Raw genomic sequence first — 23,002 nt, forward strand, 5'->3', positions numbered from 1 at the left:
TGAACCTGAGTCGCTGATCCGGAGACGGTGTTCCGCCGAACAGGTTGGCCCGAATGCGGCTGTCGGCCCAATAGGGAGTCTGGTGGCATGTGCACGCCCTTAGCTCTCGCTTTGGATGGATCTCTCGTCCCTGAACGCCAAACCTGTTCAAGGAGAACCATGTTCAGAGCACGCAGAGCAGCCATGCTGCTGGGAGCCGCCACACTCATGGTGTGCGGCTCCTTCGCCACTTCCTCGGCGTCTGCCGCTGTTCCGGCACCTCCGGCCCCGGCCAGGAAGGCCATCACGAGTCCGCTCCTGAGATCGGCCATGAACAACAAGTGCCTGGACGTCTACGCCTTCCACCAGGAGGACGGCGCCACACTTCTCATGTGGGACTGCAACGGCGGTCCGCAACAACAGTGGTACTGGGACGGCGAGCAGCTCCGCACCTCGCTGAACAACAAGTGCCTGGAGATCTACGCCTTCCGTAACGACAACGGCGCCGCGGTGAGTACCTGGAACTGTGACGGTGGCGTCAATCAGCGGTGGTACTGGGACGGCCAGCAGATCCGCAGCCGGATGAACGGCAAATGCCTGGACATCATGTACTCCAGGGACGAAGTCGGCGCGCTGGTCTGGATGTGGGACTGCACGGGCGGCGCGAACCAGCGCTGGTACCAGTAGTCAGCCGGCGCCGGCGTGTCAGGGCGGGTAATCGCCCGGCGGCCCCGGGGGTACGGGCGACGGAACACCCGTACCCCCGGCGCCCGTTGCTCAGCGTCCGCTCAGGGAACCCCTGAGCGCCTTGTCCCGGTACTGGCAGAACATCTGCGCCGGCTTGCCGGAGTAGCGCCACGGCGCTGCCTCCACGTAGCCGTCCACCCGCTGGAACTGCTCGACGGCCTCCTCGTAACGGCCCGCCTCGGTGAGGAAGTACGCGAGCAGGTGCCGGACTTCGGCGGTGCGGGGGTGGTCCGGCCGCGCGGCCGCGACGTCCGCCAGGGCGGCGTCGACGAGCTGCCGCACCTCCAGCCAGCCGTACGCCTCGTCCGGCGCCTTGTCGTGGTGGTGCTCGAACCAGCTGAGCAGCGGGAACATCGTGAGCAGGCTGCCGGCCGGGGCCGCTGCCGCCTCCTTCGCGGCGAAGTCACGGGCGAGTTCCTCGGAGCCGTGCCACTTCTCGCACCAGTACTGCAGCGCGTACCAGTGCGCCTCGTAGTGGTACGGGGCCCGGGAGGCGACCTCGGCCCACAGCTCCCGCATGGCCTCGTGCGGGGCGTTCAGGCCCATGTAGAGCGGGATCTGGAGGAGGTACGGGGTCGGGTCCTGCGGGTGGGCCAGGGATGCCGCGCGCGCGAAGTCCTCGCGGGCTTCCCGCAGCACCCGGAAGAAGCCCTCGATCTGCTCGCCGGTGAGGTTCTTCGCCCAGCCCGAGCCACGGATCTCCCAGGCCAGCGTCACCTTCGCGTCGGCGTCGACCACGGCCGCGTCCGGGTCGTCGGGGCGCGCGGCCTGCCACGCGCGCAGCCAGGAGTCGTCCTCGGCGGCCCGCCGTGCGACGACGCCGACGAGGTAGGAGCGGCGCTCCCAGTCCGTACCCGCGGCGGCGAGTGCCTGCGCGGCGGGCTGCCAGTCGCCCCGGGCGAGGGCGGCGGTCACGGCGTCCGCCTCGGGGTCCGGGCAGGCCCGGTCCGTGTTCTGCCGCTCCGGCGGCAGCAGGTGCGCGCCGGCCACGGCGGCGGCGCGCGAGACCTGCGCGGCGCGCCGTCTCTTGCGCAGCCAGAAGAAGAGCATGACGGCGAGGACGACGAGGGGGAGGATTCTCATGGGTGTGGGGTTCGCGATCCGATCGGGGACGGGGGTGCAACGGGCTTGTGGGCCCGGCGGGTTGAATTGGACGGGGTGGTGACGGGAGCGGGAGCGGAAGGGGCGGGGGCCGTCGGCGTCAGTTCGGCTGCTGGGACCAGTGGGCGCGCGGGTCCGTCGGCTCGACCGCGCCGCCTGAGCCGTACGCACCGCCCGCGCCGTACGTGGCATCCGTGCCGCCGTACGTGGCGTCCGTGCCGTCCATGTCGACGAGCGAGCGCAGCAACAGCGTGTCCGGGGCGTCGGCGACAGCCGCCCGTACGGCCGCCGTCGCCGCCTCCTCGACCTCCTGCGGTTCCCCGGCCCCCGGCAGCCGCAGGGCCACCCACCGGGACCAGGACAGCTCCCAGTACGCCCCGGACCGCTCCACCAGGGCCAGTTCCACCAGCTCCCGCAGGCCCGCCGTCAGGGCCGGCCGCAGGAATTCCCGCGCTGCCCGGCCCGAGGCCCGGGCCGCCTCCGGCGACTTGGGCAGGTGGTCCGCCACCTGCCACAGCCGTCCCGCGTCGGCGGCGTCCAGCAGGGCCGCGAGGTCGCCCGCCGCGCTGCCCGTGGCGAGCCCGGCCGACGCCAGCGCCGCCCGCAGGGGTTCCGCGTTCGAGACCGTCAGGGCGTGCATCGCCCGGTGCGTCAACTCCGGCCAGTCCGCCCGTTCCAGGGCCAGCGCCTCCGGCGTGAGGACGGTGCCCTCCAGCTCCGCGAGCACCCGCTCGACGTCGTACAGCAGGGCCAGCGCGGGCCGTGCGCAGTCCGTGGCGCGGCCGTCGTCGGGCAGCGCCTCGACGATCCGTACGCGCTCGGCCATCGGCGGGTGCGAGTCGTACGGGGACGCCTCGTCGGGCGGCAGCTCGTCGCGCATCTCCGCCATGTCGGTCTGGCGGCGCGGGTCGGCGAGCAGGTGCCGCAGGCCGCCGAAGAACTCGCCGCGCGGCGGCAGCAGGCCGACCCGGACGCCGAACGTGGCGTAGCGGTCCATGTAGTAGTCGTGGGCGGCGCCGAGGGCCGCGGTGGCCCGCAGCGCCGAGGCGGTGGCGTCCCGGCCCGCGAGGCGGACGGCCAGCCGGTCGGCGGCCAGCTCCTGCTGCCGGCCCACGCTGTGCGTGGCCCGCAGGTAGAAGCGCGCGTACGCCTGGAACGGCTTGGCCATCACGCGGTAGCCGAAGCCGGTGCCGCCGGTGTTGACCTCCTTGGGCTTCCTGCCCTTGCGCACCGCTTTGGCGGCCGCGCGCTCCTGGCGCTCGCGGTCCTTGTCGATGCGCTTCTGTTCCCGTTTCTGGAACGCCTCCAGGGTCCGCGCCACACAGTCGCGGCCGCGCCGGGTGATGCCGGCGAGGCGGGTGTCCGCGTTGCCGTAGTGGCCGAGTTCGTGGGCGATGACGGAGTGCAGCTGCGGCTCGGTCAGGCCGGTCAGCAGCGGTACGCCGAGGTACAGGCGGCGCCGTCCGGGCAGCAGGCCCAGCATCCGGGTGTCCTCGGAGACGGCCGCGTTCACGTCCCCGGTCAGGATGATCTCGTCGGGTGCCCGCGTCCCGGACCGTTCGGCCAACGACCGTACGGCGGCCCACAGTTCGGGCTGCGCGGCCTCGGTGACCGGCAGCCCGTGCTCCTCACCGCCCTTGGAGCTGCCGAGCGAGAAGACGCCCTTCACGACGGGGAAGCCCAACAGGGCGGTGACCACCGTCACTTTGACCGCGGCGGGCACCGGTGCCTGGGTCCAGGCCGCGACATCGATGCCGACGAGCACGGCGAGTACGACGAGGACGAGCAGGTAGAAGCCCGCCAGCAGCAGGAGTGCGCGCAGGGCGCGCGGAGAAGTGCCCACAGGGCAGAGTCCCCCCACATTCAGAAACGTCGGAACAGGGGGATTTTATGCGCTCTTTAGATTCCGCTGGCGTTATTTTCGCCCGGCGCCGAATCGGCCGTGACCGTCGGGCGGCGGGGACAGCCCTCACCGGGCCCCGGCATGCGCCCACCGCCGGGCTCACCCGTACGGCGCCCCCGGGGCTGCCGCGTCGTCCGCAGGATGCGTTCCTGGGAGCGACAGCACCTCCGGACGCGGGAGTCAGCATGAGCGGCAAGTTCGAGATGTACCAGGACAAAGCAGGCAAGTACCGCTATCGACTCAAGGCGGGCAACGGCGAGATCATCGCGGTGGGCGAGGCGTACAACTCCAAGGCCGCCTGCCAGAACGGCATCGACTCGGTGAAACGGAACGCGCCGACCGCGGAGGTCAAGGAGGTCCCGGGCGAGACGCAGAAGCGCTGACGGCCGGCGGGTGACCTCATGGCGGAATCCCCCGGAACCCCCAACCTCTCCTTCACCTACGTCACTTACCTCGGCAGCCCCCCGGAAACGGTCTGGCACGCCCTCACCGACGCCGAAGCGACCGCCGCCTACTGGGGGCACAGCAACGTCTCCGACTGGAAGGAAGGCTCCCCCTGGGAGCACCGGCGCACGGACGGTTCGGGCATCGCCGACGTCGTCGGGACCGTGGTCGAGAGCGTGCCGCCGAAGCGGCTGGTGTCGACGTGGGGGCTGCCGGGGGCGCCCCATCCCGGCGGGCCGTCGCGGGTGACGTTCACGATCGCGCCGTACGGCGCGATCGTCCGCCTCACCGTGAGGCACGAGAACCTGGCCGACGAGGCCGAGCGCGAGCAAGCGGCGGCGGGATGGGCGGCCGTGATGTCCAACCTCAAGACGTACGTCGAGACCGGGCGTCCACTGCCGGACGAGCCTTGGCGGATGCCGCCAGGCTCAGCCAGCCCGAGCAGCACCTAGAGCCGCAACCTGCCGTGCGGCGCGGCGACTTGGTGACCTCTCCAACGGCCATGGGTGGCACCCGCACCCCAACTGCCCTGTTCCGCCTTCCCAAAACCCGGACACGCACAGTCGCCACTCGGTACCCTTGAGTGCATCGCGCCCTCGCCGCGCCCCAGTCCGCACCGCACCGCCGTGCGCCGACGCGAAAGGTCCCATGTATGAGCGTTCAGGACGCACCCCGGTTGACCGGGGCACCATGGAGGGGAGGAGGCGACACCATGACCCCCAGTACCGCTGACCGGCCGGACATGCTCATCCAGGAGTTCGAGCAGCTCGCCCGCACCGCGCCCGAAACCGTGACGCTCGAATTCATCAAGGGAAAGCTAGAGGTCAAGCCCGTGCCGGACGGCGACCACGGAGAGATCTTCATCTGGCTCCAGGACCAGTGCATGCAGCACCGCCCTGATCTGCGTGTATACCCCGATCAGGGCCTCAAGGTCGAGAGTTACCGCAAAGGCCGTGCCCGCCCGGACGGCGCGCTGGCGCCGCACAGGCATTTCCGCGGACGCGGCGAGTGGTCCGACCCCGAGGGCGTCCTGATGGCCGTCGAGATCACCTCCTACGACGCCGACACCGACCGGCACGACAAGCGCGACGGCTACGCCGAAGCAGGCATCCCCGTCTACCTCCTCGTCGACCGCGACGACCGCTCCGTGACGGTCTACTCGGATCCCCAGGGCGGCAAGTATCGGAGCATCGAGAACCGCCCCTACGGGGCTGCCGTCAAGCTCCCCGAGCCCGTCGGCCTCACCCTGGAGACCGAGGAGCTCCAGAGCCTGGTCGACTGACCGTCCCACCCAGCTCCCAACCCCCTACGAACTCCCCCGCCCACCCCGCAGTTCCGCCCGCTCCGCCGCCTCCGTCCCCCGTGCCCAGCCCTCCGCGTCGCGCCCCCGCAGGCGGTGGGTCGTCGTCTCCGGGAAGAGGCGTTGTGCCGTCTCGCCGACGGCGACGTCGCGGGCCGCCAGCACCGGCAGCACCTCGGCCGCGGCTTCCCCCGCCTCGGAGGAGGAGGCCGCGCGCCGTGTCGTCTCCCTGGCCGCTGTCGTGAGCCGTTCGCCGATGCGGGCCGCGTAGGCGATCAGGAAGGACTCGCGGAAGTCGCGGGTGCGGCGGGCGCGGCCGTCGGCGTGGTGGGCGTCGGCGGCGCGTCGCATCGCGGTCGTCGCCTGGACGAGCAGGGACGTGTAGAGCAACTCGGCCATGTCCAGGTCGGCTTCGAAGCCGACGACCGTCGAGAAGCCGTACTCGCCGGACCACACCGCGCGGCAGTGGTTGGCCTCGGCGACCGCGTCGAGCAGCAGTGCCTTCGCGGACTCGTAGGGGCCCTCGACGCCGATGCGGCACACCCCCGGGCCGTCGGCCGGTTCCGGGGAGTGCGCCGCGAGCAGGGCCTCGTCGATGGAGTGCCGGGCCATGAGCTCCTGGGCCTTCGCGGACAGCGCCTCGGCCTCGGGCGGGAACCGCGTCGACTCGGCCTTGGCGAGCAGGGCCCGCACGCGGGCGAGGGTGCGCGCCTGCCCGGGGTGCGGGCGGGCCCGGAGCACCGCGCGGGGCGTGCCGGGCAGCGGCCCGGCCGCCCCGATCCGCGGCAGGGCGCCCAGCAGCCGCAGCGCGCCGAGCGCGCACACGGCGGTCTCGAAGCGGCTCAGCCGCTCGCGCCGGGCGAAGCCGTCCAGGAAGGAGTCGTCCTGCGGCCACCACACGCGGGCGTCGAGGTCCGTCAGCTGGGCGCTCCAGCGGGCGGTGAGGGTGTCGGGCGGGTACCGGCGGGCCTCGGCGGCGATCGCGTCGAGGGTGAACCGCTGCCCGTCGGCGGGCAGTTCGCGCCGTGCGTACCGGGCCGCGTCGGCGGGCTGCCAGCCGCGTTCCCACGCCTGCCGTACGGCCCGTTCGGCGGCCCGCAGGACGGTCCGGCTGACGGCATCCCAGCCGGCGGGGGCGGCGGTCAGCGCGGAGGCGGCCGCGTACAGCGCGTCGTCGAGGGCGTCGCCGCGCTGCGCGCGCAGGGCGGTCAGGGTGCTCTCGACGCCGCGCAGCAGCTCGGCTTCCTCGGGCGGCGTCTGCTGCCGCTTGCTGCGCCTGGCCACGGGAGTCGGCTCACTTCTCTAGGTCGAAGATTCGGTCAGGGGTGGTGCATCCATTGTCCCGGGGCCCCGCCACGCATCGCGTTCGCCCCGGACAACCGGACAAACGGGCGGGGGCCGGTACGTCACGTACCGGCCGCCGCCCGCCAAAGGGCCCCGCTTGCCGTCAGGCGCCCGTCGCGCTCCCCGCGACCCACTGGTTCCAGTCCATGTTCCAGCCGTTGAGGCCGTTGTCCGGGGCGATCGTCTTGTCGTTGGAGCCCTTGACCTCGACGACGTCACCGACCATGGAGTTGTTGAAGAACCAGGCGCCCATGGTGTTCGGGTCGTTGGCGCCCCGCTTGTCGTCCAGGCCGATGCAGCCGTGGCTGGTGTTGACCGAGCCGAAGATGCCGTTGCCCCAGTAGTTGCCGTGGATGAACGTGCCCGAGGTGGACAGCCGCATGGCGTGCGGCACGTCCGGGATGTCGTACTCGCCCTTGCCGTCGCCCTTGGTGAAGCCGACGGTGGAGCCGTCCATCCGGGTCTCCTTGAACTTCTCGGAGATCACCATCTTGCCGTTGTACGTGGGGTTCTCGGGGCTGCCCGCGGAGATCGGGATGGTCTTGACGAGCTGGCCGTCCTTCATCACGGTCATCTGGTGGTTCTTCACGTCGACCGTGGAGACCTGCGAGCGGCCGATCTTGAAGGAGATGCTCTTCTTCTGGACGCCCTTGATGCCGGGCGCGCCCTCGACGCCGTCGAGGTCCAGCTTGAGGGTGACCTCCGAGCCGGCCTTCCAGTACTCCTGGGGGCGGAAGTCTATGCGCTGGTCACCGAACCAGTGGCCGACGACCTTCTGGCCGCTGCTGGAGTTGACCTCGATGTGCGACTGGACGTCCTTGCGGTTCTTGATCGGCTTGTCGAAGTTGATCGACACGGGCATGCCGACGCCGACGGTCGAGCCGTCCTCGGGCGTGAAGGAGCCGATGAAGCTGTTGGTCGGGGAGACCGTCGCGAAGGAGGCGTTGGCGACGGCCTTGCGGCCCTCGGAGTCCTTCGCCTCGACCGCGATCTTGTACTTGGTGGACCGCTCCAGCTGCTTGGCGGGCTGCCAGGAGGTCTTGTCCTGCGATATCGAGCCCTCGACCGGAGTGCCCTTCTCGGTGGTCATGACGACGCTGGTGAGCTCACCGTCGCTGACGGTGACCTGGGCGGAGTCCGGGGTGATCCCGGCGTTGGTGGAGCCGTCCTTCTGGGCGATCTTGATCTGCGCCTTGGAGGCTTCCTTCGCGGCGGCGGCGTCGACCTTGCTCTGGGCCTTGCCGTTGCCGGCGGCCTTGTCGCCGTCGTCACCGCCGCCACACGCAGCGAGAGTCAGTACCCCGCCGAGCACAGCAGCCGCGGCCACGAGGGCCTTGCGGCGCTTGCCGTACGTCATCACACGCTTCTCCATTGCTGCTGGACCCCGAAATCCCCGGGCCGAACGCGGTGCGGCCCTTCTCCCGGCCACCGACTCGAAGAACGTCTGCACCGATTCGTCCGTTCCACTTCTCGGGATTGTGTGGGGAACACCACGTCCGCGAGCACCCTCGACAGGGCCGCCATGATACCGGGCAGCGGTGGCCGGGGGCCGGGCGTGACGGGGTGGACGCGGGCGAAACAGGAGCCGTGCGGGCCGGTGGTGATTCCCCTGGTGATTCCCCGCCGCCGCCCGCGACTTCCTGACCTGCCGCCCGGGTCACTACGATCGGTGCGGTCCGGGGCTCCCGCGGCGCCGATCGGTGGCCCGGTGGCCCCAATCTCCGCCGCGCCAAGGGGGATTCGCTCCGTGACCGCACACCGACCGCTGCTGACCGCTGTCGCCGCCGGCTCGCTGCTGTGCGCGGTGTGGTGCGTGCCGAGCGCGCAGGCGGGTCCAGCCCGCGCGGAGCCGTCCCCGGCGGCCCCGGTGGCCGTGACGGCGCCCACCCCGGCCCCCGCCGGGCAGGGCGCGCGCCTGGCGGACTCCGGCAGTGTGGACACCACGCCCTACGTGCTGGGCGGCTGCGCCTTCCTCGTGGCGGGCGGGGCCCTGGTCACGGTGTCGGTACGGCGCTCCCGTACGGCCGGCCGCTGACCGGGCCCCGCCGCGCGGCCGTCAGGCCAGCGGGCCCGTCACCGGCTCGACCGCCGCGATCAGGGCGCCGCCGCGCACGAACTCCTCCGCCGCCGCCAGGTCGGGGGCCAGGAAGCGGTCCTCGCCCGGTCCCTCGACGCCTGCCGCGCGCACGGCCTCGATCACGGCCCGCGTGGCCGGCGAGGGCGTGAGGCCGGAGCGCAGCTCGACGGCCCGGGTCGCGGCGACCAGCTCCACGGCGATGACCTTGGTCAGCGCCGCGACGGCCGTCCGCAGCTTGCGCGCGGCCGACCAGCCCATGGAGACGTGGTCCTCCTGCATCGCCGAGGAGGGGATCGAGTCCACCGAGGCGGGCACGGCGAGCCGCTTCAGCTCGCTGACCAGGGCGGCCTGCGTGTACTGGGCGATCATCAGCCCCGAGTCGACGCCCGGGTCCCCGGCGAGGAAGGCCGGCAGGCCGTGCGAGCGGGCCGGGTCCAGCAGCCGGTCGGTGCGGCGCTCGGCGATCGAGGCGAGATCGGCGGCGGCGATGGCGAGGAAGTCCAGGACGTAGGCGACGGGGGCGCCGTGGAAGTTGCCGTTGGACTCCACGCGGCCGTCGGGCAGGACGACGGGGTTGTCGACGGCGGCGGCCAGCTCCCGGTCGGCGACCAGCCGCGCGTGCGCGAGGGTGTCGCGGCCGGCGCCCGCGACCTGCGGGGCGCAGCGGATCGAGTACGCGTCCTGCACGCGCGGCGCGTCGTCCTGGTGGTGTCCGGTCAGGCCCGAACCGGCCAGTACGCGCAGCATGTTGCCGGCGCTCGCGCCCTGCCCGGGGTGCGGGCGGATCGCGTGCAGCTCGGGGGCGAGGACCTTGTCGGTGCCGAGCAGGGCCTCCAGCGAGAGCGCGGCGGTGACGTCGGCGGAGGTGATCAGCCGGGCGAGGTCGGCGCAGGCCATGACGAGCATGCCGAGCATGCCGTCGGTGCCGTTCAGCAGCGCGAGGCCCTCCTTCTCGCGCAGCTCGACGGGCTCGATGCCGTGCTCGGCGAGCAGCTGCGCGGCGGGGCGGACGGTCCCGTCGGGGCCCTCGGCCTCGCCCTCGCCCATGAGCGTGAGCGCGCAGTGCGACAGCGGCGCGAGGTCGCCGGAGCAGCCCAGGGAGCCGTACTCGTGCACGACGGGGGTGATCCCGGCGTTGAGGAGGGCGGCCATCGTCGTCACGACGAGGGGGCGGACGCCCGTACGGCCCGAGGCGAGGGTCTTCAGCCGCAGGAACATGAGCGCGCGCACGACCTCGCGCTCGACGCGCGGGCCCATGCCGGCGGCGTGCGAGCGGACGATGTTGCGCTGCAGCTGGGCGCGGAGTTCGGGGCTGATGTGGCGGACGGCGAGGGCGCCGAAGCCGGTGGAGACGCCGTAGACGGGGTCGGGCTTGGCGGCGAGGTCGTCGACGATGCCGCGCGAGGCGGCCACGGCCGCGAGCGCCTCCTCGGAGACGACGACGCGCGCGCCGTCCCGTGCCACGGCGATCACGTCCTGCGCGGTCGTCCCGGCCGTCCCCACCGTCACAACAGCTTGCTGCATATCCATATTCAGGCACCCTAAAGACTGAAAGGCTTTCTGTACATAGCCTTCCGGGGCCGCCTGTCAGGTCCAACGCCCGTACGCGCCCCGGACCATCCCGGCACCCCGCGCCCCGGTACCGGCCGCGCGCCCCTCACGCCTTGAGCCCCCGGAACCGGCGCCGCTCCGCCGGCGGCACGGCGGGCGGGTGGTCGGCGAGCCGCACCACGGGGTCCCGTTCGCCGCCGGCCCGCCCCGCGACGACCGGCACCGGCGCGCGGACCGCCTTCGCCCGGTACTGGGCGGCGTCGGCGAGCCGGAACAGCCGCCGCGCGGTGCGCACCGGACCGATCGCCTCGCCCGTCGAGGCGACCCCGCACGAGACGCCCTCGCCCAGCTCCAACTCCGCCGCCCTGCGGCACAGTTCACCGGCGACGCGCACGACCTCGTCGGCTTCCGGGCCGACCGCCAGCAGACAGAACTCGTCGCCGCCGAGCCGGGCGGCGAGCGAGCCGGGCAGCATCGCGCCGCACAGCGAGAGCACCGAGCCGAACCGTTCCAGCAGCCGGTCGCCCACCGCGTGGCCGAGGGTGTCGTTGACGCGCTTGAGGCCGTTGAGGTCGCACACCAGGAGGCTCACGACGACGCCCTCGGCGACGTGCCGCTCGACGGCCTCGTCGAGCCGGACGTCGACGGCGCGGCGGTTGCCGAGCCCGGTGAGCGGGTCGGTGAAGGCGAGCCGGCGCACCTCCTCCAGCCGCTCGGTCTGCGCGATCCCGGCGGCGGCCACGGCGGCGAGGACGGTGGCGAACTCCGCGTCCGCCCGGTCGAAGGCGTCCGCCCCGGCCGCGCGGGCCACGTACAGCTCGCCCCAGGCCCGGCCGTGCAGCACGATCGGCGCGACCACGCAGGAGCCGCGCCCGCGCCGCCGCAGGGCGGCGGCGCGCGGGTGCCGCGGGGCGCCGCCGGTGTCCTCGCCGGCGTTCTCCACCCACGCGTGGGCCTCGCTGCCGCCGCCCGCCCACCGCTCGTGCAGGAACCCGGCGATCTCGGGGAAGTCGTGCACGGGATAGGACTCGTCCTCGGGGAAGGGCTCCTCGCCTCCGGCCAGCCGCCCGGTGTTGACCAGCACCCGCAGCCGTCCGCGCTCGCGCTCCCACACCGACAGGGCCGCGAAGTCTCCCCCCAGCGCCGTGCGGGCCCGCTCCGCCGCGGCCCCCGCGGACTCCAGCGGCGTGCGTGCCGCCGCCATCGCCTGGGCCAGCTCCACCACGGCACGCAGCCGCACGTCGCACTCCCCGCCTGCTGCCACCCGAGCCTCACATTCGCCACTGTGCGCGCGTTCCGCACCACCAGCGTATGAACGTTCGGCGAGTTCCGCCCGGCGGCGACGGGCCGGGCGCCCTCACGCGCGGGCGGCAGGCGGCGAGGCCGTACGGCGCGTCCGGCTTTCGCCGCACGGCCGGCAGACCCTCACGGCTGCCGCTTCACACCGGCACAGCCGCGCCGTCGGCTCACTCCCCCGGCCACTGCGGCGTCCGCTTCTCGTTGAAGGCCGCCACGCCCTCCGCGCGGTCGCCGGAGAAGGCCACCGTGCGCCAGGCCGCCTCCTCCACCTCCAGACCGGCGGCCAGGTCGAGACCGTGCCCCAGCCGCAGGGCGCGCTTGGCGGCGCGCAGGCCGACGGGCGAGTTCGCGGCCATGCGCGCGGCGAGCGCGAGGGCCTCGGTACGGTCCTCGCCGGCGGGGACGAGGACGTCGACCATGCCCAGCTCCTTCGCCTCGGCGGCCGCCACGCGGCGTGCGGTGAAGACGAGTTCGGCGGCGCGGGCGGCCCCGACGCGGCGCGGCAGGAGCTGCGTACCGCCGCCGCCGGGGATCACGCCGACGGAGACCTCGGGCAGCCCCACCACGGCGGTGGCGTCGGCGACGATCACGTCGCAGGACAGGGCGAGTTCGTAGCCGCCGCCGAGGGCGTAGCCGTGCACGGCGGCGATCGCGGGCACCGGCAGGTCCAGCACGCTGTTGTAGGCGGCGCGCGACTGCGGGCGGTGGCGGGCGAGTTCAGCGTCGGTCAGGGAGTTGCGCTCCTTGAGGTCGGCGCCGACGCAGAAGGCGCGCTCGTGCGTGGAGGTGAGCACGACGGCGCGGACCGAGGGGTCGGCGGCGAGCGCGCCCGTCGCGGCGGCGAGCTGCCGGCCCAGCTCCACGGAGACCGCGTTCATCGCCTTCGGCCGGTCCAGCACCAGCTCGGCGACGTGCCCGTGCCGGCGGACCGCGACCCACTCCCCGAAACGCTGCTCCTCGCCCACGCGACTCACCCTCCCGAACGGCCAACGGTCAACGCACGTAAACCTGCGTTCCCGATCATGCCGTGTCGCCCCGCGACGGACCAGACCCTTGGGACGCTCCGGTCCGTCAGCCGGTCTCGCGCCGCGTGAGCAGCCACGGTTCGACGACGCCGAGGCCGCGCACCGGACGCTGCCACATCGGCTGCAGCGCGAACCGGTACGCCGGGGCGCCCTCCGCGCCCTCCTTCGCCGAAGCGGCCGCGTCGGCCTCGGACTTGGGCGCGTCACCGCTGCGGGCCAGCTCCTCGGCGAGGGCCGCGTCGACGAGGACGGCATCCTTGGGCGCTATCGAGGTGAGCCGGCTGGCGAGGTTGACGGTGGTGCCGAAGACGTCGCCCATGCGGGTCGTGACCGTGCCGAAGGCGATGCCGACGCGCAGCTCGGGCATGGTGTCGTCGTGGCCGAGGGTCTCGATGAGCCGCAGCCCGATCTCGGCGGCGGTGCCGGCGTCGTCGGCCGCGTAGAGCACCTCGTCGCCGAGGGTCTTGATCAGCCGGCCGCCGTGCGCGGCCACCAGATCGGCGGCCGTGGTCTCGAACGCCTCGACCAGTTCCCCGAGTTCCTCCTCCTCCAGACGGCGGGTGAGCCGGGTGAAGCCCACGAGGTCGGCGAAGCCGACGGCGAGCCGGCGGTCGACCATCTCGGCGTCGTCCTGCGCCTGGACCACGCGGCCGGTCGCGGCGGCGAGCTGCCGCCGCCAGACGTAGACGAGGAACTCCTCCAGCTCCGGCAGCAGCAGTTCGACCAGCGGATAGGTGATCTCCGTACGGGTCATGCCCGGTTCCTGAGGCTCGGTCAGCCCCTCCAGGAAGGAGTCGATCTGCCAGTCGGCGAGCCGGGCGGTGGTCTGCCCGGTGGAGCGGGCGACCTGCACGGCCATGGGCTCGCTGAGCAGCCCGGCCTCGACGAGGCCCGCGAGCCGGCGCAGCGCGAGCACGTCGGCCTCGGTCAGCGCGCGGGCCTGGCCGATGTCGGCGAAGCCCATGGCGCGCCAGAAGCGGGAGGCGAGGTCCATGGAGACGCCGGCGGCGCGGGCGGCCTGGAAGGGGGTGTAGCGGCGCTCCGCGCCGAGGATGAGGGCTTCGAGGCGCAGGGCGAGGGGGTCGCCTTCCTCCTCCGCGTACTCCTCGACGTCCGGGCCGGGGGCGGCGCCGTCGGCTCCGCTTCTCTCCCCGGCCTCCTCGCCGGGGGGATGCGCCGGGCCGCCACCAGGCGTTCCGGGGACGGCGTCCCCGGGTGCGCCACCGTCCTCCCGCGCACGGGAGGTACCCCCCTCGTCGGCGGTCACCGCCCGCCCCCTGTCCGATCCGTGCGCACTGCCCTGCCGTTCACTGTTCGTTGGGTTCCGGGCACAACGATACGACAGGTGTGCCGTAGCTCACTCTTCCGACGGCGCGGGCCGCAGATGGACGATGTCGCCGGCGCCCACGGGCTCCTGCACCCCCCGCTCGGTGGCGAGTACGAGCCGGCCGTCGCCGTCGACGGCCACCGCCTCACCGGTCAGGGCCCGCCCGCCGGGCAGTTCGGCCCGTACGGTACGGCCCAGCGTCGCGCAGCCGGCGGCGTACGTCTCCTGCAGGCCGCTCACCGCCGGGTCGCCGCCGCAGCGCCGCCAGTCGCCGTACCACTGCTCCAGCGAGCGGAGCACGGCGCGCAGCAGCGGATCGCGGTCGAGGGTACGCGCGCCCGCGAGCGCGAGCGATCCGGCCTGCGGGACGGGCAGTTCGTCGGCGCGCAGCGAGACGTTCAGGCCGATGCCGACGACGGCCGCGTCACCGGCCCGCTCGACGAGGATGCCGCCGGCCTTGCGCTCCTCGCCGCCGACGGTCACCAGCAGGTCGTTGGGCCACTTCAGGGCCGTGTCGACGCCGGCCGCGCGGGCCAGGGCGGTGGCGGTGGCGACCCCGGCGAGCAGCGGCAGCCAGCCCCAGCGCTCGGGCGGTACGCCCGGGCCGGGCCGCAGCAGGACGGAGAGGAACAGCCCGGAGCGCGCGGGAGCCGACCAGGTGCGGTCCAGGCGGCCGCGCCCGGCGGACTGCTCCTCGGCGACCAGGACCGCGCCCTCGCCGCCGTCCCCGGCCCGCGCGACGAGGTCGGAGTTGGTGGAGCCGGTACGGGCGACCACGTCGAGGGAGGTCCACAGCCCGCCCTCCCGGACGAGCGCGCGGCGCAGCGCGGCGGCGTTGAGCGGAGGACGGTCGAGGTCGGACCAGCGTGAGGACGTCATACGGCCACCTTAGGAGGCGGCCGGGGGAAGGCCCGGAACGCGCACCAGCCACCGGGCCCCGCCGGGAAGAGCGCCTGCCGCGCGGCGGCACGGCATGACGGGCACCCGCCGCGCAAGCAGCGGCCCCGGCGCCGGAGCGGCAGGCGGCGTCACCGCGCGGGCAGATGACACCGGCGGTCGCGGGGCAGCGCCCCGGCCCGGAGAAAGCGCCCCTCCCGTGCACCGGACGAGCGGAAGGGGCGCCAGGCGCCCGGGCCGCTGCGCCGACGGGCCGGCCGACGCAGACGCCGACGCAGCGGACAGCGGCACCACCCGGCGACTACCCGGCCACCGGAAACGCCCGTCCCACGGAGACATCACGCAGCCGCGAGGCTCCCCCCGCACGCGCGCCCAACCCGGCCCGCCGGAGCCCCGTCTGACGCCCCGGGAGGGGCGGGCCGCGGTGTGGCCAACGACGCACTGCCGCAACGCATCCGCGCGGATACGCTACGAACCAGTAGCCCCAGTCAGCCCACCCCCTAGGGACGAGCAGGAGCCGCATCCCGATGGCCGAGCCAGACGTCTCCCCCGCCGGCGGTCCCGCCGGCGGCATCGACATCCACACCACCGCGGGCAAGCTCGCCGATCTGCAGCGCCGGATCGAGGAGGCCACGCACGCCGGCTCGGCCAGGGCGGTGGAAAAGCAGCACGCGAAGGGGAAGTTGACGGCGCGCGAGCGGATCGCGCTGCTGCTGGACCCGGACTCCTTCGTCGAGCTGGACGAGCTCGCCCGGCACCGTTCGACCGGTTTCGGCCTGGAGGCCAACCGCCCGTACGGGGACGGCGTGGTGACCGGCTACGGCACCGTCGACGGCCGCCCGGTCGCGGTCTTCTCGCAGGACTTCACGGTCTTCGGCGGGGCCCTGGGCGGCGTCTTCGGCGAGAAGATCGTCAAGGTGATGGAGTTCGCGCTGAAGACCGGCTGCCCGGTCGTCGGCATCAACGACTCCGGCGGCGCCCGTATCCAGGAGGGCGTGGTCTCGCTGGGCATGTACGGGGAGATCTTCCGCCGCAACACCCTGGCCTCCGGGGTGATCCCGCAGATCTCCCTGGTCGTCGGCCCGTGCGCGGGCGGCGCGGTCTACTCCCCGGCGATCACCGACTTCACGGTGATGGTGGACCAGACCTCGCACATGTTCATCACCGGACCCGATGTCATCAAGACGGTCACGGGCGAGGACGTGGGCTTCGAGGAGCTGGGCGGCGCCCGTACGCACAACGCGACCTCGGGCGTGGCCCACCACATGGCGGGCGACGAGAAGGACGCGATCGACTACGTCAAGGCGCTGCTGTCGTACCTGCCGTCGAACAACCTCTCCGAGCCGCCGGCCTTCCCGGAGGAGGCGGACCTCGCGGTCTCGGACGCCGACCGCGAACTGGACGTCCTCGTCCCGGACTCCGCGAACCAGCCCTACGACATGCACAGTGTCGTCGAGCACGTCCTGGACGACGGCGAATTCCTGGAGACGCAGGCGCTGTTCGCGCCGAACATGATCACCGGCTTCGGGCGGGTGGAGGGCCGGCCGGTCGGCGTCGTCGCCAACCAGCCGCTGCAGTTCGCCGGTTGCCTGGACATCAACGCCAGTGAGAAGGCGGCCCGGTTCGTGCGCACCTGCGACGCGTTCAACGTGCCGGTGCTCACCTTCGTGGACGTCCCCGGTTTCCTGCCGGGCACGGACCAGGAGTACAACGGCATCATCCGGCGCGGCGCCAAACTGATCTACGCCTACGCGGAGGCCACGGTTCCGCTGATCACGGTGATCACGCGCAAGGCGTTCGGCGGCGCGTACGACGTGATGGGCTCCAAGCACCTGGGCGCGGACCTCAATCTGGCCTGGCCGACCGCCCAGATCGCGGTGATGGGCGCGCAGGGCGCGGTCAACATCCTGCACCGGCGCACGCTCGCCGAGGCGCAGACGCCCGAGGAGCAGGAGGAGCTGCGCGCCCGGCTGATCGCGGACTACGAGGACGCGCTGCTCAACCCGTACGAGGCCGCCGAGCGCGGTTACGTCGACGCGGTGGTCATGCCGCACGAGACGCGCCGGCACATCGTGCGCGGGCTGCGCGCGCTGCGCGACAAGCGCGAGGCGCTGCCGCCGAAGAAGCACGGCAACATCCCGCTGTAGCCGCCGAGGAGGGGTCCACGTGATGATCAAGGTGGTGCGGGGCAACCCGACCCCGGAGGAGCTGGCCGCCGCCCTGGCGGTGGTCCAGGCGCGCGCGGCGGCGGGCCGGCGGGGCGGGGGCGCGGGCGCGGGTGGCGCGCGCGCCGAGTGGGCCGACCCGGCCCGGCGGCTGGCCGCCGCGCGCACCCCGCGCCCGGGCCCGCGCGCCTGGCGCACGGCGTACTGGCCGGCGTGACTCCCCCGGGGTGCGCGCCCCCGGGCGGGGCCCCCGGACCGTACGACCGTGCCCCGCGCCTGAGTACGGGTACTCAGGCGCGGTACGGCCCCCGGGCGCGACCATCGGAATCATGCTGTGGTCCGACCCGCCCGACGAACCCCCCGAGGAGCTGCGTGCCGCGCAGGCGATGGTGCGACGGGCGGGACTGCTGCTGGCGATCGCCGTGATCGTCTATCTGCTGGTGCTCGGCGCGCCCTGAGCGGACCGCCGGGTCCTCTGCCGGAGGCCGCTCCCGGCGGGTGACGGGCGCCTTTACGATGGCGGGCATGACCACCGCGCGCCGTCTCGTCCTCGCCTCCGCCTCCCCCGCCCGCCTCGGCCTGCTCAGGGCCGCGGGCCTGGACCCCGAGGTGATCGTCAGCGGGGTGGACGAGGACGGCGTCACGGCCGCGTCCCCGGCCGAGCTGGCCCGGCTGCTGGCGGTGGCCAAGGCCGAGGCGGTCGCCGCCCGCCCGGAGGCGGCCGGGGCCCTCGTCGTCGGCTGCGACTCGGTGCTGGAGCTGGACGGGCAGGCGCTGGGCAAGCCGCGCGACGCCGAGGACGCCATCGCCCGCTGGAAGAGCATGCGTGGCCGGTCCGGCGTGCTCCGGACCGGCCACTGCCTGATCGATACGGCCGACGGCCGACAGGTGTCCGCGACCGCCTCCACCACGGTGCGGTTCGGGGAGCCCGGCGACGACGAGATCGCGGCCTATGTCGCCACCGGTGAACCGCTGTACGTGGCCGGGGCGTTCACGCTCGACGGCCGCTGCGCGCCCTTCATCGACGGCATCGACGGCGACCACGGGAACGTGATCGGGCTCTCGCTCCCCCTGCTGCGCACCCTGCTCGCCGAACTGGGCGTCGCGATCACCGATCTGTGGCGGTGAGGCGGTGGGGGCGGCCCGGGCGCGCGGGGGCCGCTGAGCGCTCGGCCTAGAGCGGCAGCAGTCCGACGATCGGCTGCACGAGCCCGGTCAGCTGCCCCAGTTTCTCGATCTGCTGCATCTGCTTGAGCTGGTTGAGCTTCTCCAGCTCCTTGGTGGCGCCCGGGTGGATGCTCGTGGGCGGTTCCTTGGGCGGGGTGACGGCCTCCGGCGGCGCCGGAGGCGCGAAGACGTCGCCGGCGTTCGAGGTCGGGGTGTGCGGCATGGGCGCGGCCGAGGCGGCGGTGGCGGTCATCGTGAGGGCGGCGCCGGTGAGGGCGGCGGCAGCTGCAATGCGCTTGATCATGCCTCCCCAACGAGGTCGGCGCGGCGCGGTCACCGTCGCTTGGGCCACTCGGGGTGGTCCGGCCCCAAGATGCGCGGGCCGTGTCCGGCGCCCGCGCGCGAAGCCGTGACCGCCGCGCCGCGTCACGGGCCACAGGTTCCCAACACCCCCAGCTGTCACAGCAGTTACCCACTTGCCCGCAGGGGACGTGCTTCGGCCCAAGGGCCGGCGCACCGCCGCGTGGCCCGCCCCCGTCGAGTGCCGACGGGCCCCGGGGCGGCTGTGCGAAGCTTCAGGGGTCAGTCCCGGTCGTAGAGCCTCCCGGGCCGCACCGGCGGCACGGACCGAGCAGAGCCAAGGAGCCCGCCCCCTCATGTCGCAGTCCCTGGACCGCGCCCTGGACGCCCTCGACGCCGTCGCCGCCGCCGACGGGCCGCTGCCCGCCAAGGCGCTGGCCCGCCGGCTGGGCTGCGGGCTGTCCACGGTCTACGAGCTGCTGGGCGCCCTGGCCGAGCGCGGGCACGTGGTCCGCACGAGCGCCGGCTACGCGCTGGGCCCGCGCGTGCCGGTACTGCACCGCGCCTTCCAGCGGCAGACCCGCACCGACGACGCCCTGCACGAGCTGCTGCTGCGCGCCCGGCGGGCCGTCGGCGCGGACACCTACTACAGCAGCTACCTCGGCGGGGACATCGCCGTCCTCGCGACGGCCGCGCACCGCTCCCCCGCCACCGGCGGCTTCACCGTCGGCCGGGACGAGGCCGCGCACGCCACCGCCCACGGCAAGGTGCTGCTCTCCGCGCTGCCCCGGGCGGCCCGGCAGCGCTATCTGGCGCAGGCGGGCATGCGCGCCATCACGCCCCGCACCGTCACCTCGCCCGAGCAGTTGGACGCGCAGCTGCTGCGGGTGCGCCGGGAGGGCGTCGCGGTGGAGATCGAGGAGTGCGCGCCGGGTGTGGCCTGTGTGGCGGTGCCCGTACCGGTGCCGGGCGGGGCGCGTACGGCCGTCTCGGCGGCGCTGCCGCTGGAGGACTTCCGCCGGCACCGTACGCGGCTGACCCGTACCCTGCGCCAAGTGGCCGCGGAGGCAGCCCGGTTGACGGCGGACGGGGCGCACGGGGCGGCAACGGCGCACTGAGGCGGCCGCGGATGTGCCGTGCCGTGCACGGAAGCGCCGGGTCCGGATGGTGCGGGCCCGTACATCTGGATCGCTACCCGCGGGTATTCATCGGTGCGGGGGCCGTCGGCGCCGTTCGCCGGCCCGCAAACTTTGCACCCCCCGTTCGTAGGGACCCGACAAAGAATGCTCACCTCTCCTCCCGGCCGACCGCCGGGACCCCGGCCGCACCGGACCGCCACCGAGGGCCGCCCCGCCCGGCGTACCGTGGGAAAAACCGGGGTGACGCACCCGGGCCGGAGGCCCGGTGCACGCTCCGTGTGGGCAAGGTCACTTCGGGAGTCGGGTCGGCACGGGGTGTCGCCAGTACCTAAACTCGCGCCTGTTCATTTGTTGCGGCGCAGCGCCAAGGAAGGAACCGTCGTGCGCAAGGTGCTCATCGCCAACCGTGGCGAAATCGCTGTCCGCGTCGCTCGTGCCTGCCGGGATGCCGGGATCGCCAGTGTGGCGGTCTACGCCGACCCCGACCGCGACGCGCTGCATGTCCGCGCTGCCGACGAGGCGTACGCACTGGGCGGCGACACCCCGGCCACCAGCTACCTGGACGCGGCCAAGGTCCTCGCCGCGGCGGCCGAGTCCGGGGCCGACGCCGTCCACCCCGGCTACGGCTTCCTCTCCGAGAACGCCGACTTCGCCCAGGCCGTCATCGACGCGGGCCTGACCTGGATCGGCCCGCCCCCGCAGGCCATCCGCGACCTCGGTGACAAGGTCGCCGCCCGGCACATCGCCCAGCGCGCGGGCGCCCCCCTCGTCGCCGGCACCCCCGACCCGGTCTCCGGGGCCGAGGAGGTCGTCGCCTTCGCCCGCGAGCACGGTCTGCCCATCGCCATCAAGGCGGCCTTCGGCGGCGGCGGCCGCGGTCTGAAGGTCGCCCGCACCCTCGAAGAGGTGCCCGAGCTCTACGACTCGGCCGTCCGCGAGGCCGTGGCCGCCTTCGGCCGCGGCGAGTGCTTCGTCGAGCGCTATCTCGACCGGCCGCGCCACGTCGAGACCCAGTGCCTGGCCGACACCCACGGCAATGTCGTTGTGGTCTCCACCCGCGACTGCTCCCTGCAGCGCCGCCACCAGAAGCTCGTCGAGGAGGCCCCGGCCCCCTTCCTGACGGACGAGCAGAACGCCGAGCTGTACCGCGCCTCGAAGGCGATCCTGCGCGAGGCCGGCTATGTCGGCGCCGGCACCTGCGAGTTCCTCGTCGGCCAGGACGGCACCATCTCCTTCCTGGAGGTCAACACCCGGCTGCAGGTGGAGCACCCGGTCACCGAGGAGGTCACCGGCCTCGACCTGGTGCGGGAGATGTTCCGTATCGCCGACGGCGAGGAGCTCGGCTACGACGACCCGCCGCTGCGCGGTCACTCCTTCGAGTTCCGCATCAACGGCGAGGACCCGGGCCGGGGCTTCCTGCCCGCCCCCGGCACCGTCACCGCCTTCGCCCCGCCGGCCGGCCCGGGCGTGCGGCTGGACGCGGGCGTGGAGACCGGCAGCGTCATCGGCCCCGCCTGGGACTCGCTGCTCGCGAAGCTGATCATCACCGGCGCCACCCGTGAGCAGGCGCTGCGGCGGGCCGCCCGGGCGCTGGCGGAGTTCCGCATCGAGGGCATGGCCACCGCGATCCCCTTCCACCGGGCCGTCGTCGCCGACCCGGCCTTCGCCTCGGAGCCGTTCTCCGTCCACACCCGGTGGATCGAAACCGAGTTCGTCAACGAGATCCCGCCGTTCGCGGGCCAGACGGCCGAGGAGGACGAGGAGGCCCCGGGCCGCGAGACCGTCGTCGTCGAGGTCGGCGGCAAGCGGCTGGAGGTCTCCCTGCCGTCCTCGCTGGGCATGACCCTCGCCCGCACCGCCGCGGCGGGCGGTGCCAAGCCCAAGCGCCGCGCGGCCAGGAAGGCCGGCTCCGCCGCCTCCGGCGACGCGCTGACCTCGCCCATGCAGGGCACCATCGTCAAGGTCGCCGTCGAGGAGGGCCAGGAGGTCGCCGCCGGGGACCTGATCGTGGTCCTGGAGGCCATGAAGATGGAGCAGCCCATCAACGCCCACCGCGCGGGCACCGTCAAGAGCATCACCGCCGAGGTCGGCGCCTCCGTCTCCTCCGGCGCCGTCATCTGCGAGATCAAGGACTGAGCGACCCCGCACGTCCGTCCACCGCGGGCCCCGGCCGAGACCCCTCCCGGCCGGGGCCCGCGGCCGTACGCGCGGCGCCGGGCAGCCGGCGGGCGGTGGCATTCTTGATGGGCGGGGAGCGACAGGGAGGATCGACGGCAGATGGCCACGGAGATCACGCAGGTGTCACCACCACGCCCCATGCGCGCGGACGCCCGCCGCAACTACGAGCGGCTGCTGGCGGAGGCGCGCACGGCGTTCACCGAGCACGGTACGGACGCCTCCCTGGAGGACATCGCCCGCCGGGCCGGGGTCGGCATCGGCACCCTCTACCGTCACTTCCCCAACCGCACGGCCCTGATGAGCGCCGTCTTCCAGGGCGAGGTCGACGGGCTGCTCGCGCGCTCCCGGGAACTGCTGGCCTCGCCCGAGCCGTGCCGCGCGCTCGTGGAGTGGCTGCGGGCGATCGTCGCGCACGCGAGCACCTACCGGGGGCTGTCCCGGGCGCTGATGGCCGCGCAGTGCGACGAGGCGTCCGCGCTGTCACGGTGCAGCCTGCCGATGCGGGAGGCGGGCAGCACGCTGCTCGCCCGCGCGCAGCGGGCCGGGGCCGTCCGCGCGGACGTGGGCATCACCGATCTGATGCAGCTGACCAACGCGATCTCGCTGGCGGCCGAACAGTCCCCGGACGACCCGGAGTTGGCCGACCGCCTCCTCTTCCTCACCCTCACCGGCCTCAAGGCCCGCCAGGACGCGGACTGCGGCTGAGCGTGCCCCGCCGGCCCGCAGGGCCGGGCACCGACGTCACCCTCGCCGATGGCGCGTACCGCACCCCGCCGTACGGACACCGGCCCCCGACGCCCGGACAGACGCCGGGCCTTGCGGCCTCGCGGCACCCGGAGCCGACACCGCACCCCGCCGACACGCGGACCGCACCCCGCCGTACGGACACCGGACCGACCCCGCCGGCGCGGGAGCCCGGCTGAGGCGGCGGCGCCCGGCGCCCGGTGCGCGGGGACCGGCCGCCGGGGCGCGGCCGGTGCCCCACGGGGACCTTCCCCGGGGCCGGGCCGGCCCACGCGCGCCCGTACGCCGGGCCCGGGCGGTGCGGCGGGCGCCGCA

At 73.9% G+C, this 23,002-nt stretch carries 22 protein-coding genes; 12 read left to right on the top strand and 10 right to left on the bottom strand.

The window, feature by feature from the left end; genetic code table 11:
• The first annotated feature begins 159 nt into the window (after positions 1 to 159).
• On the top strand, positions 160 to 666 hold the full coding sequence (locus ACFP1Z_RS02225) for an RICIN domain-containing protein (protein WP_390313984.1): 507 nt from the start codon (positions 160 to 162) through the stop codon (positions 664 to 666).
• Positions 667 to 756: 90 nt separating this feature from the next.
• Here the strand turns inward: ACFP1Z_RS02225 and ACFP1Z_RS02230 are convergent, their stop codons facing one another.
• Together ACFP1Z_RS02230 and ACFP1Z_RS02235 are read right to left on the bottom strand one after the other, a co-directional pair.
• The gene (locus ACFP1Z_RS02230; RefSeq protein ID WP_390313985.1) at positions 757 to 1,809 is read right to left on the bottom strand and encodes a hypothetical protein; all 1,053 of its coding nucleotides are present in this window, start codon (positions 1,807 to 1,809) and stop codon (positions 757 to 759) included.
• Positions 1,810 to 1,927: 118 nt separating this feature from the next.
• Positions 1,928 to 3,670, bottom strand: coding sequence for a M48 family metallopeptidase (locus ACFP1Z_RS02235; RefSeq protein WP_390313986.1), 1,743 nt, complete (start codon positions 3,668 to 3,670; stop codon positions 1,928 to 1,930).
• 245 nt (positions 3,671 to 3,915) lie between these two features.
• Between ACFP1Z_RS02235 and ACFP1Z_RS02240 the strand changes: the two genes are divergently transcribed.
• The 3 genes from ACFP1Z_RS02240 (at position 3,916) to ACFP1Z_RS02250 (ending at position 5,456) form a co-directional block, all read left to right on the top strand.
• Positions 3,916 to 4,113 (top strand): YegP family protein, encoded by a 198-nt coding sequence (locus ACFP1Z_RS02240; protein WP_390313987.1) that lies wholly within the window; start codon positions 3,916 to 3,918, stop codon positions 4,111 to 4,113.
• A gap of 18 nt (positions 4,114 to 4,131) precedes the next feature.
• A complete protein-coding gene (locus ACFP1Z_RS02245) occupies positions 4,132 to 4,626 on the top strand; it encodes an SRPBCC family protein (RefSeq protein WP_390313988.1) in 495 nt (164 codons plus the stop codon).
• 260 nt (positions 4,627 to 4,886) lie between these two features.
• Entirely contained in the window at positions 4,887 to 5,456 is a 570-nt protein-coding gene (locus ACFP1Z_RS02250; protein WP_390313989.1) for a Uma2 family endonuclease, read from the top strand.
• Between the two features lie 24 nt (positions 5,457 to 5,480).
• Here ACFP1Z_RS02250 and ACFP1Z_RS02255 read toward each other — a convergent pair whose 3' ends face one another.
• Positions 5,481 to 6,758 carry a DUF2786 domain-containing protein gene (locus tag ACFP1Z_RS02255; protein WP_390313990.1) on the bottom strand — a complete coding sequence of 426 codons (1,278 nt, stop codon included), beginning with the start codon at positions 6,756 to 6,758 and terminating at the stop codon, positions 5,481 to 5,483.
• Positions 6,759 to 6,921: 163 nt separating this feature from the next.
• The gene (locus ACFP1Z_RS02260) at positions 6,922 to 8,175 is read right to left on the bottom strand and encodes a L,D-transpeptidase (RefSeq protein WP_390313991.1); all 1,254 of its coding nucleotides are present in this window, start codon (positions 8,173 to 8,175) and stop codon (positions 6,922 to 6,924) included.
• Between the two features lie 390 nt (positions 8,176 to 8,565).
• On the opposite strand from ACFP1Z_RS02260, the gene ACFP1Z_RS02265 reads away from it, so the two are divergent.
• Complete coding sequence (locus tag ACFP1Z_RS02265; protein ID WP_390313992.1) at positions 8,566 to 8,853, top strand: hypothetical protein; 288 nt, start codon at positions 8,566 to 8,568, stop codon at positions 8,851 to 8,853.
• Between the two features lie 21 nt (positions 8,854 to 8,874).
• Here ACFP1Z_RS02265 and hutH read toward each other — a convergent pair whose 3' ends face one another.
• The 5 genes from hutH to ACFP1Z_RS02290 all read right to left on the bottom strand — a co-directional run bounded on the left by hutH (position 8,875) and on the right by ACFP1Z_RS02290 (position 14,976).
• Positions 8,875 to 10,419: a histidine ammonia-lyase gene (gene hutH, locus ACFP1Z_RS02270; protein WP_390313993.1), complete on the bottom strand. Its 1,545-nt coding sequence runs from the start codon at positions 10,417 to 10,419 to the stop codon at positions 8,875 to 8,877.
• Between the two features lie 133 nt (positions 10,420 to 10,552).
• Positions 10,553 to 11,650, bottom strand: coding sequence for a GGDEF domain-containing protein (locus tag ACFP1Z_RS02275; protein ID WP_390314097.1), 1,098 nt, complete (start codon positions 11,648 to 11,650; stop codon positions 10,553 to 10,555).
• Between the two features lie 262 nt (positions 11,651 to 11,912).
• Positions 11,913 to 12,710 (bottom strand): enoyl-CoA hydratase/isomerase family protein, encoded by a 798-nt coding sequence (locus tag ACFP1Z_RS02280; RefSeq protein ID WP_390313994.1) that lies wholly within the window; start codon positions 12,708 to 12,710, stop codon positions 11,913 to 11,915.
• A 106-nt stretch (positions 12,711 to 12,816) separates the two neighbouring features.
• Complete coding sequence (locus tag ACFP1Z_RS02285) at positions 12,817 to 14,037, bottom strand: adenylate/guanylate cyclase domain-containing protein (RefSeq protein WP_390313995.1); 1,221 nt, start codon at positions 14,035 to 14,037, stop codon at positions 12,817 to 12,819.
• 90 nt (positions 14,038 to 14,127) lie between these two features.
• Positions 14,128 to 14,976, bottom strand: a complete 849-nt coding sequence (locus tag ACFP1Z_RS02290) for a biotin--[acetyl-CoA-carboxylase] ligase (protein WP_390313996.1) — start codon at positions 14,974 to 14,976, stop codon at positions 14,128 to 14,130.
• A gap of 545 nt (positions 14,977 to 15,521) precedes the next feature.
• Between ACFP1Z_RS02290 and ACFP1Z_RS02295 the strand changes: the two genes are divergently transcribed.
• The 4 genes from ACFP1Z_RS02295 (at position 15,522) to ACFP1Z_RS02310 (ending at position 18,287) form a co-directional block, all read left to right on the top strand.
• The gene (locus ACFP1Z_RS02295; protein WP_390313997.1) at positions 15,522 to 17,141 is read left to right on the top strand and encodes an acyl-CoA carboxylase subunit beta; all 1,620 of its coding nucleotides are present in this window, start codon (positions 15,522 to 15,524) and stop codon (positions 17,139 to 17,141) included.
• Positions 17,142 to 17,163: 22 nt separating this feature from the next.
• Positions 17,164 to 17,376, top strand: a complete 213-nt coding sequence (locus ACFP1Z_RS02300; RefSeq protein WP_390313998.1) for an acyl-CoA carboxylase epsilon subunit — start codon at positions 17,164 to 17,166, stop codon at positions 17,374 to 17,376.
• 112 nt (positions 17,377 to 17,488) lie between these two features.
• Entirely contained in the window at positions 17,489 to 17,617 is a 129-nt protein-coding gene (mmpB, locus tag ACFP1Z_RS02305) for a morphogenic membrane protein MmpB (RefSeq protein ID WP_390313999.1), read from the top strand.
• A gap of 58 nt (positions 17,618 to 17,675) precedes the next feature.
• On the top strand, positions 17,676 to 18,287 hold the full coding sequence (locus ACFP1Z_RS02310; RefSeq protein WP_390314000.1) for a Maf family protein: 612 nt from the start codon (positions 17,676 to 17,678) through the stop codon (positions 18,285 to 18,287).
• Between the two features lie 46 nt (positions 18,288 to 18,333).
• On the opposite strand, the gene ACFP1Z_RS02315 is transcribed toward ACFP1Z_RS02310, so the two are convergent.
• Positions 18,334 to 18,630, bottom strand: a complete 297-nt coding sequence (locus tag ACFP1Z_RS02315) for a hypothetical protein (RefSeq protein WP_390314001.1) — start codon at positions 18,628 to 18,630, stop codon at positions 18,334 to 18,336.
• A 352-nt stretch (positions 18,631 to 18,982) separates the two neighbouring features.
• Here ACFP1Z_RS02315 and ACFP1Z_RS02320 point away from each other — a divergent pair, with 352 nt between their 5' ends.
• From ACFP1Z_RS02320 to ACFP1Z_RS02330, 3 genes are all read left to right on the top strand, one after another.
• Positions 18,983 to 19,744, top strand: coding sequence for an IclR family transcriptional regulator (locus ACFP1Z_RS02320; protein WP_390314002.1), 762 nt, complete (start codon positions 18,983 to 18,985; stop codon positions 19,742 to 19,744).
• Positions 19,745 to 20,146: 402 nt separating this feature from the next.
• On the top strand, positions 20,147 to 21,901 hold the full coding sequence (locus tag ACFP1Z_RS02325) for an acetyl/propionyl/methylcrotonyl-CoA carboxylase subunit alpha (protein ID WP_390314003.1): 1,755 nt from the start codon (positions 20,147 to 20,149) through the stop codon (positions 21,899 to 21,901).
• 141 nt (positions 21,902 to 22,042) lie between these two features.
• Entirely contained in the window at positions 22,043 to 22,648 is a 606-nt protein-coding gene (locus tag ACFP1Z_RS02330) for a TetR/AcrR family transcriptional regulator (protein ID WP_390314004.1), read from the top strand.
• Positions 22,649 to 23,002: the final 354 nt, after the last annotated feature.

This window comes from Streptomyces gamaensis (assembly GCF_042656465.1).
GTDB lineage: Bacteria > Actinomycetota > Actinomycetes > Streptomycetales > Streptomycetaceae > Streptomyces > Streptomyces gamaensis.

Coding starts and splice junctions, on each gene's coding strand:
- ACFP1Z_RS02225 (WP_390313984.1), top strand. CDS start 160: ATGTTCAGAGCACGCAGAGCAGCCATGCTGCTGGGAGCCGCCACACTC.
- ACFP1Z_RS02230 (WP_390313985.1), bottom strand. CDS start 1,809: ATGAGAATCCTCCCCCTCGTCGTCCTCGCCGTCATGCTCTTCTTCTGG.
- ACFP1Z_RS02240 (WP_390313987.1), top strand. CDS start 3,916: ATGAGCGGCAAGTTCGAGATGTACCAGGACAAAGCAGGCAAGTACCGC.
- ACFP1Z_RS02245 (WP_390313988.1), top strand. CDS start 4,132: ATGGCGGAATCCCCCGGAACCCCCAACCTCTCCTTCACCTACGTCACT.
- ACFP1Z_RS02250 (WP_390313989.1), top strand. CDS start 4,887: ATGACCCCCAGTACCGCTGACCGGCCGGACATGCTCATCCAGGAGTTC.
- ACFP1Z_RS02260 (WP_390313991.1), bottom strand. CDS start 8,175: ATGACGTACGGCAAGCGCCGCAAGGCCCTCGTGGCCGCGGCTGCTGTG.
- hutH (WP_390313993.1), bottom strand. CDS start 10,419: ATGCAGCAAGCTGTTGTGACGGTGGGGACGGCCGGGACGACCGCGCAG.
- ACFP1Z_RS02275 (WP_390314097.1), bottom strand. CDS start 11,650: ATGGCGGCGGCACGCACGCCGCTGGAGTCCGCGGGGGCCGCGGCGGAG.
- ACFP1Z_RS02290 (WP_390313996.1), bottom strand. CDS start 14,976: ATGACGTCCTCACGCTGGTCCGACCTCGACCGTCCTCCGCTCAACGCC.
- ACFP1Z_RS02295 (WP_390313997.1), top strand. CDS start 15,522: ATGGCCGAGCCAGACGTCTCCCCCGCCGGCGGTCCCGCCGGCGGCATC.
- ACFP1Z_RS02300 (WP_390313998.1), top strand. CDS start 17,164: ATGATCAAGGTGGTGCGGGGCAACCCGACCCCGGAGGAGCTGGCCGCC.
- mmpB (WP_390313999.1), top strand. CDS start 17,489: ATGCTGTGGTCCGACCCGCCCGACGAACCCCCCGAGGAGCTGCGTGCC.
- ACFP1Z_RS02310 (WP_390314000.1), top strand. CDS start 17,676: ATGGCGGGCATGACCACCGCGCGCCGTCTCGTCCTCGCCTCCGCCTCC.
- ACFP1Z_RS02315 (WP_390314001.1), bottom strand. CDS start 18,630: ATGATCAAGCGCATTGCAGCTGCCGCCGCCCTCACCGGCGCCGCCCTC.
- ACFP1Z_RS02320 (WP_390314002.1), top strand. CDS start 18,983: ATGTCGCAGTCCCTGGACCGCGCCCTGGACGCCCTCGACGCCGTCGCC.
- ACFP1Z_RS02330 (WP_390314004.1), top strand. CDS start 22,043: ATGGCCACGGAGATCACGCAGGTGTCACCACCACGCCCCATGCGCGCG.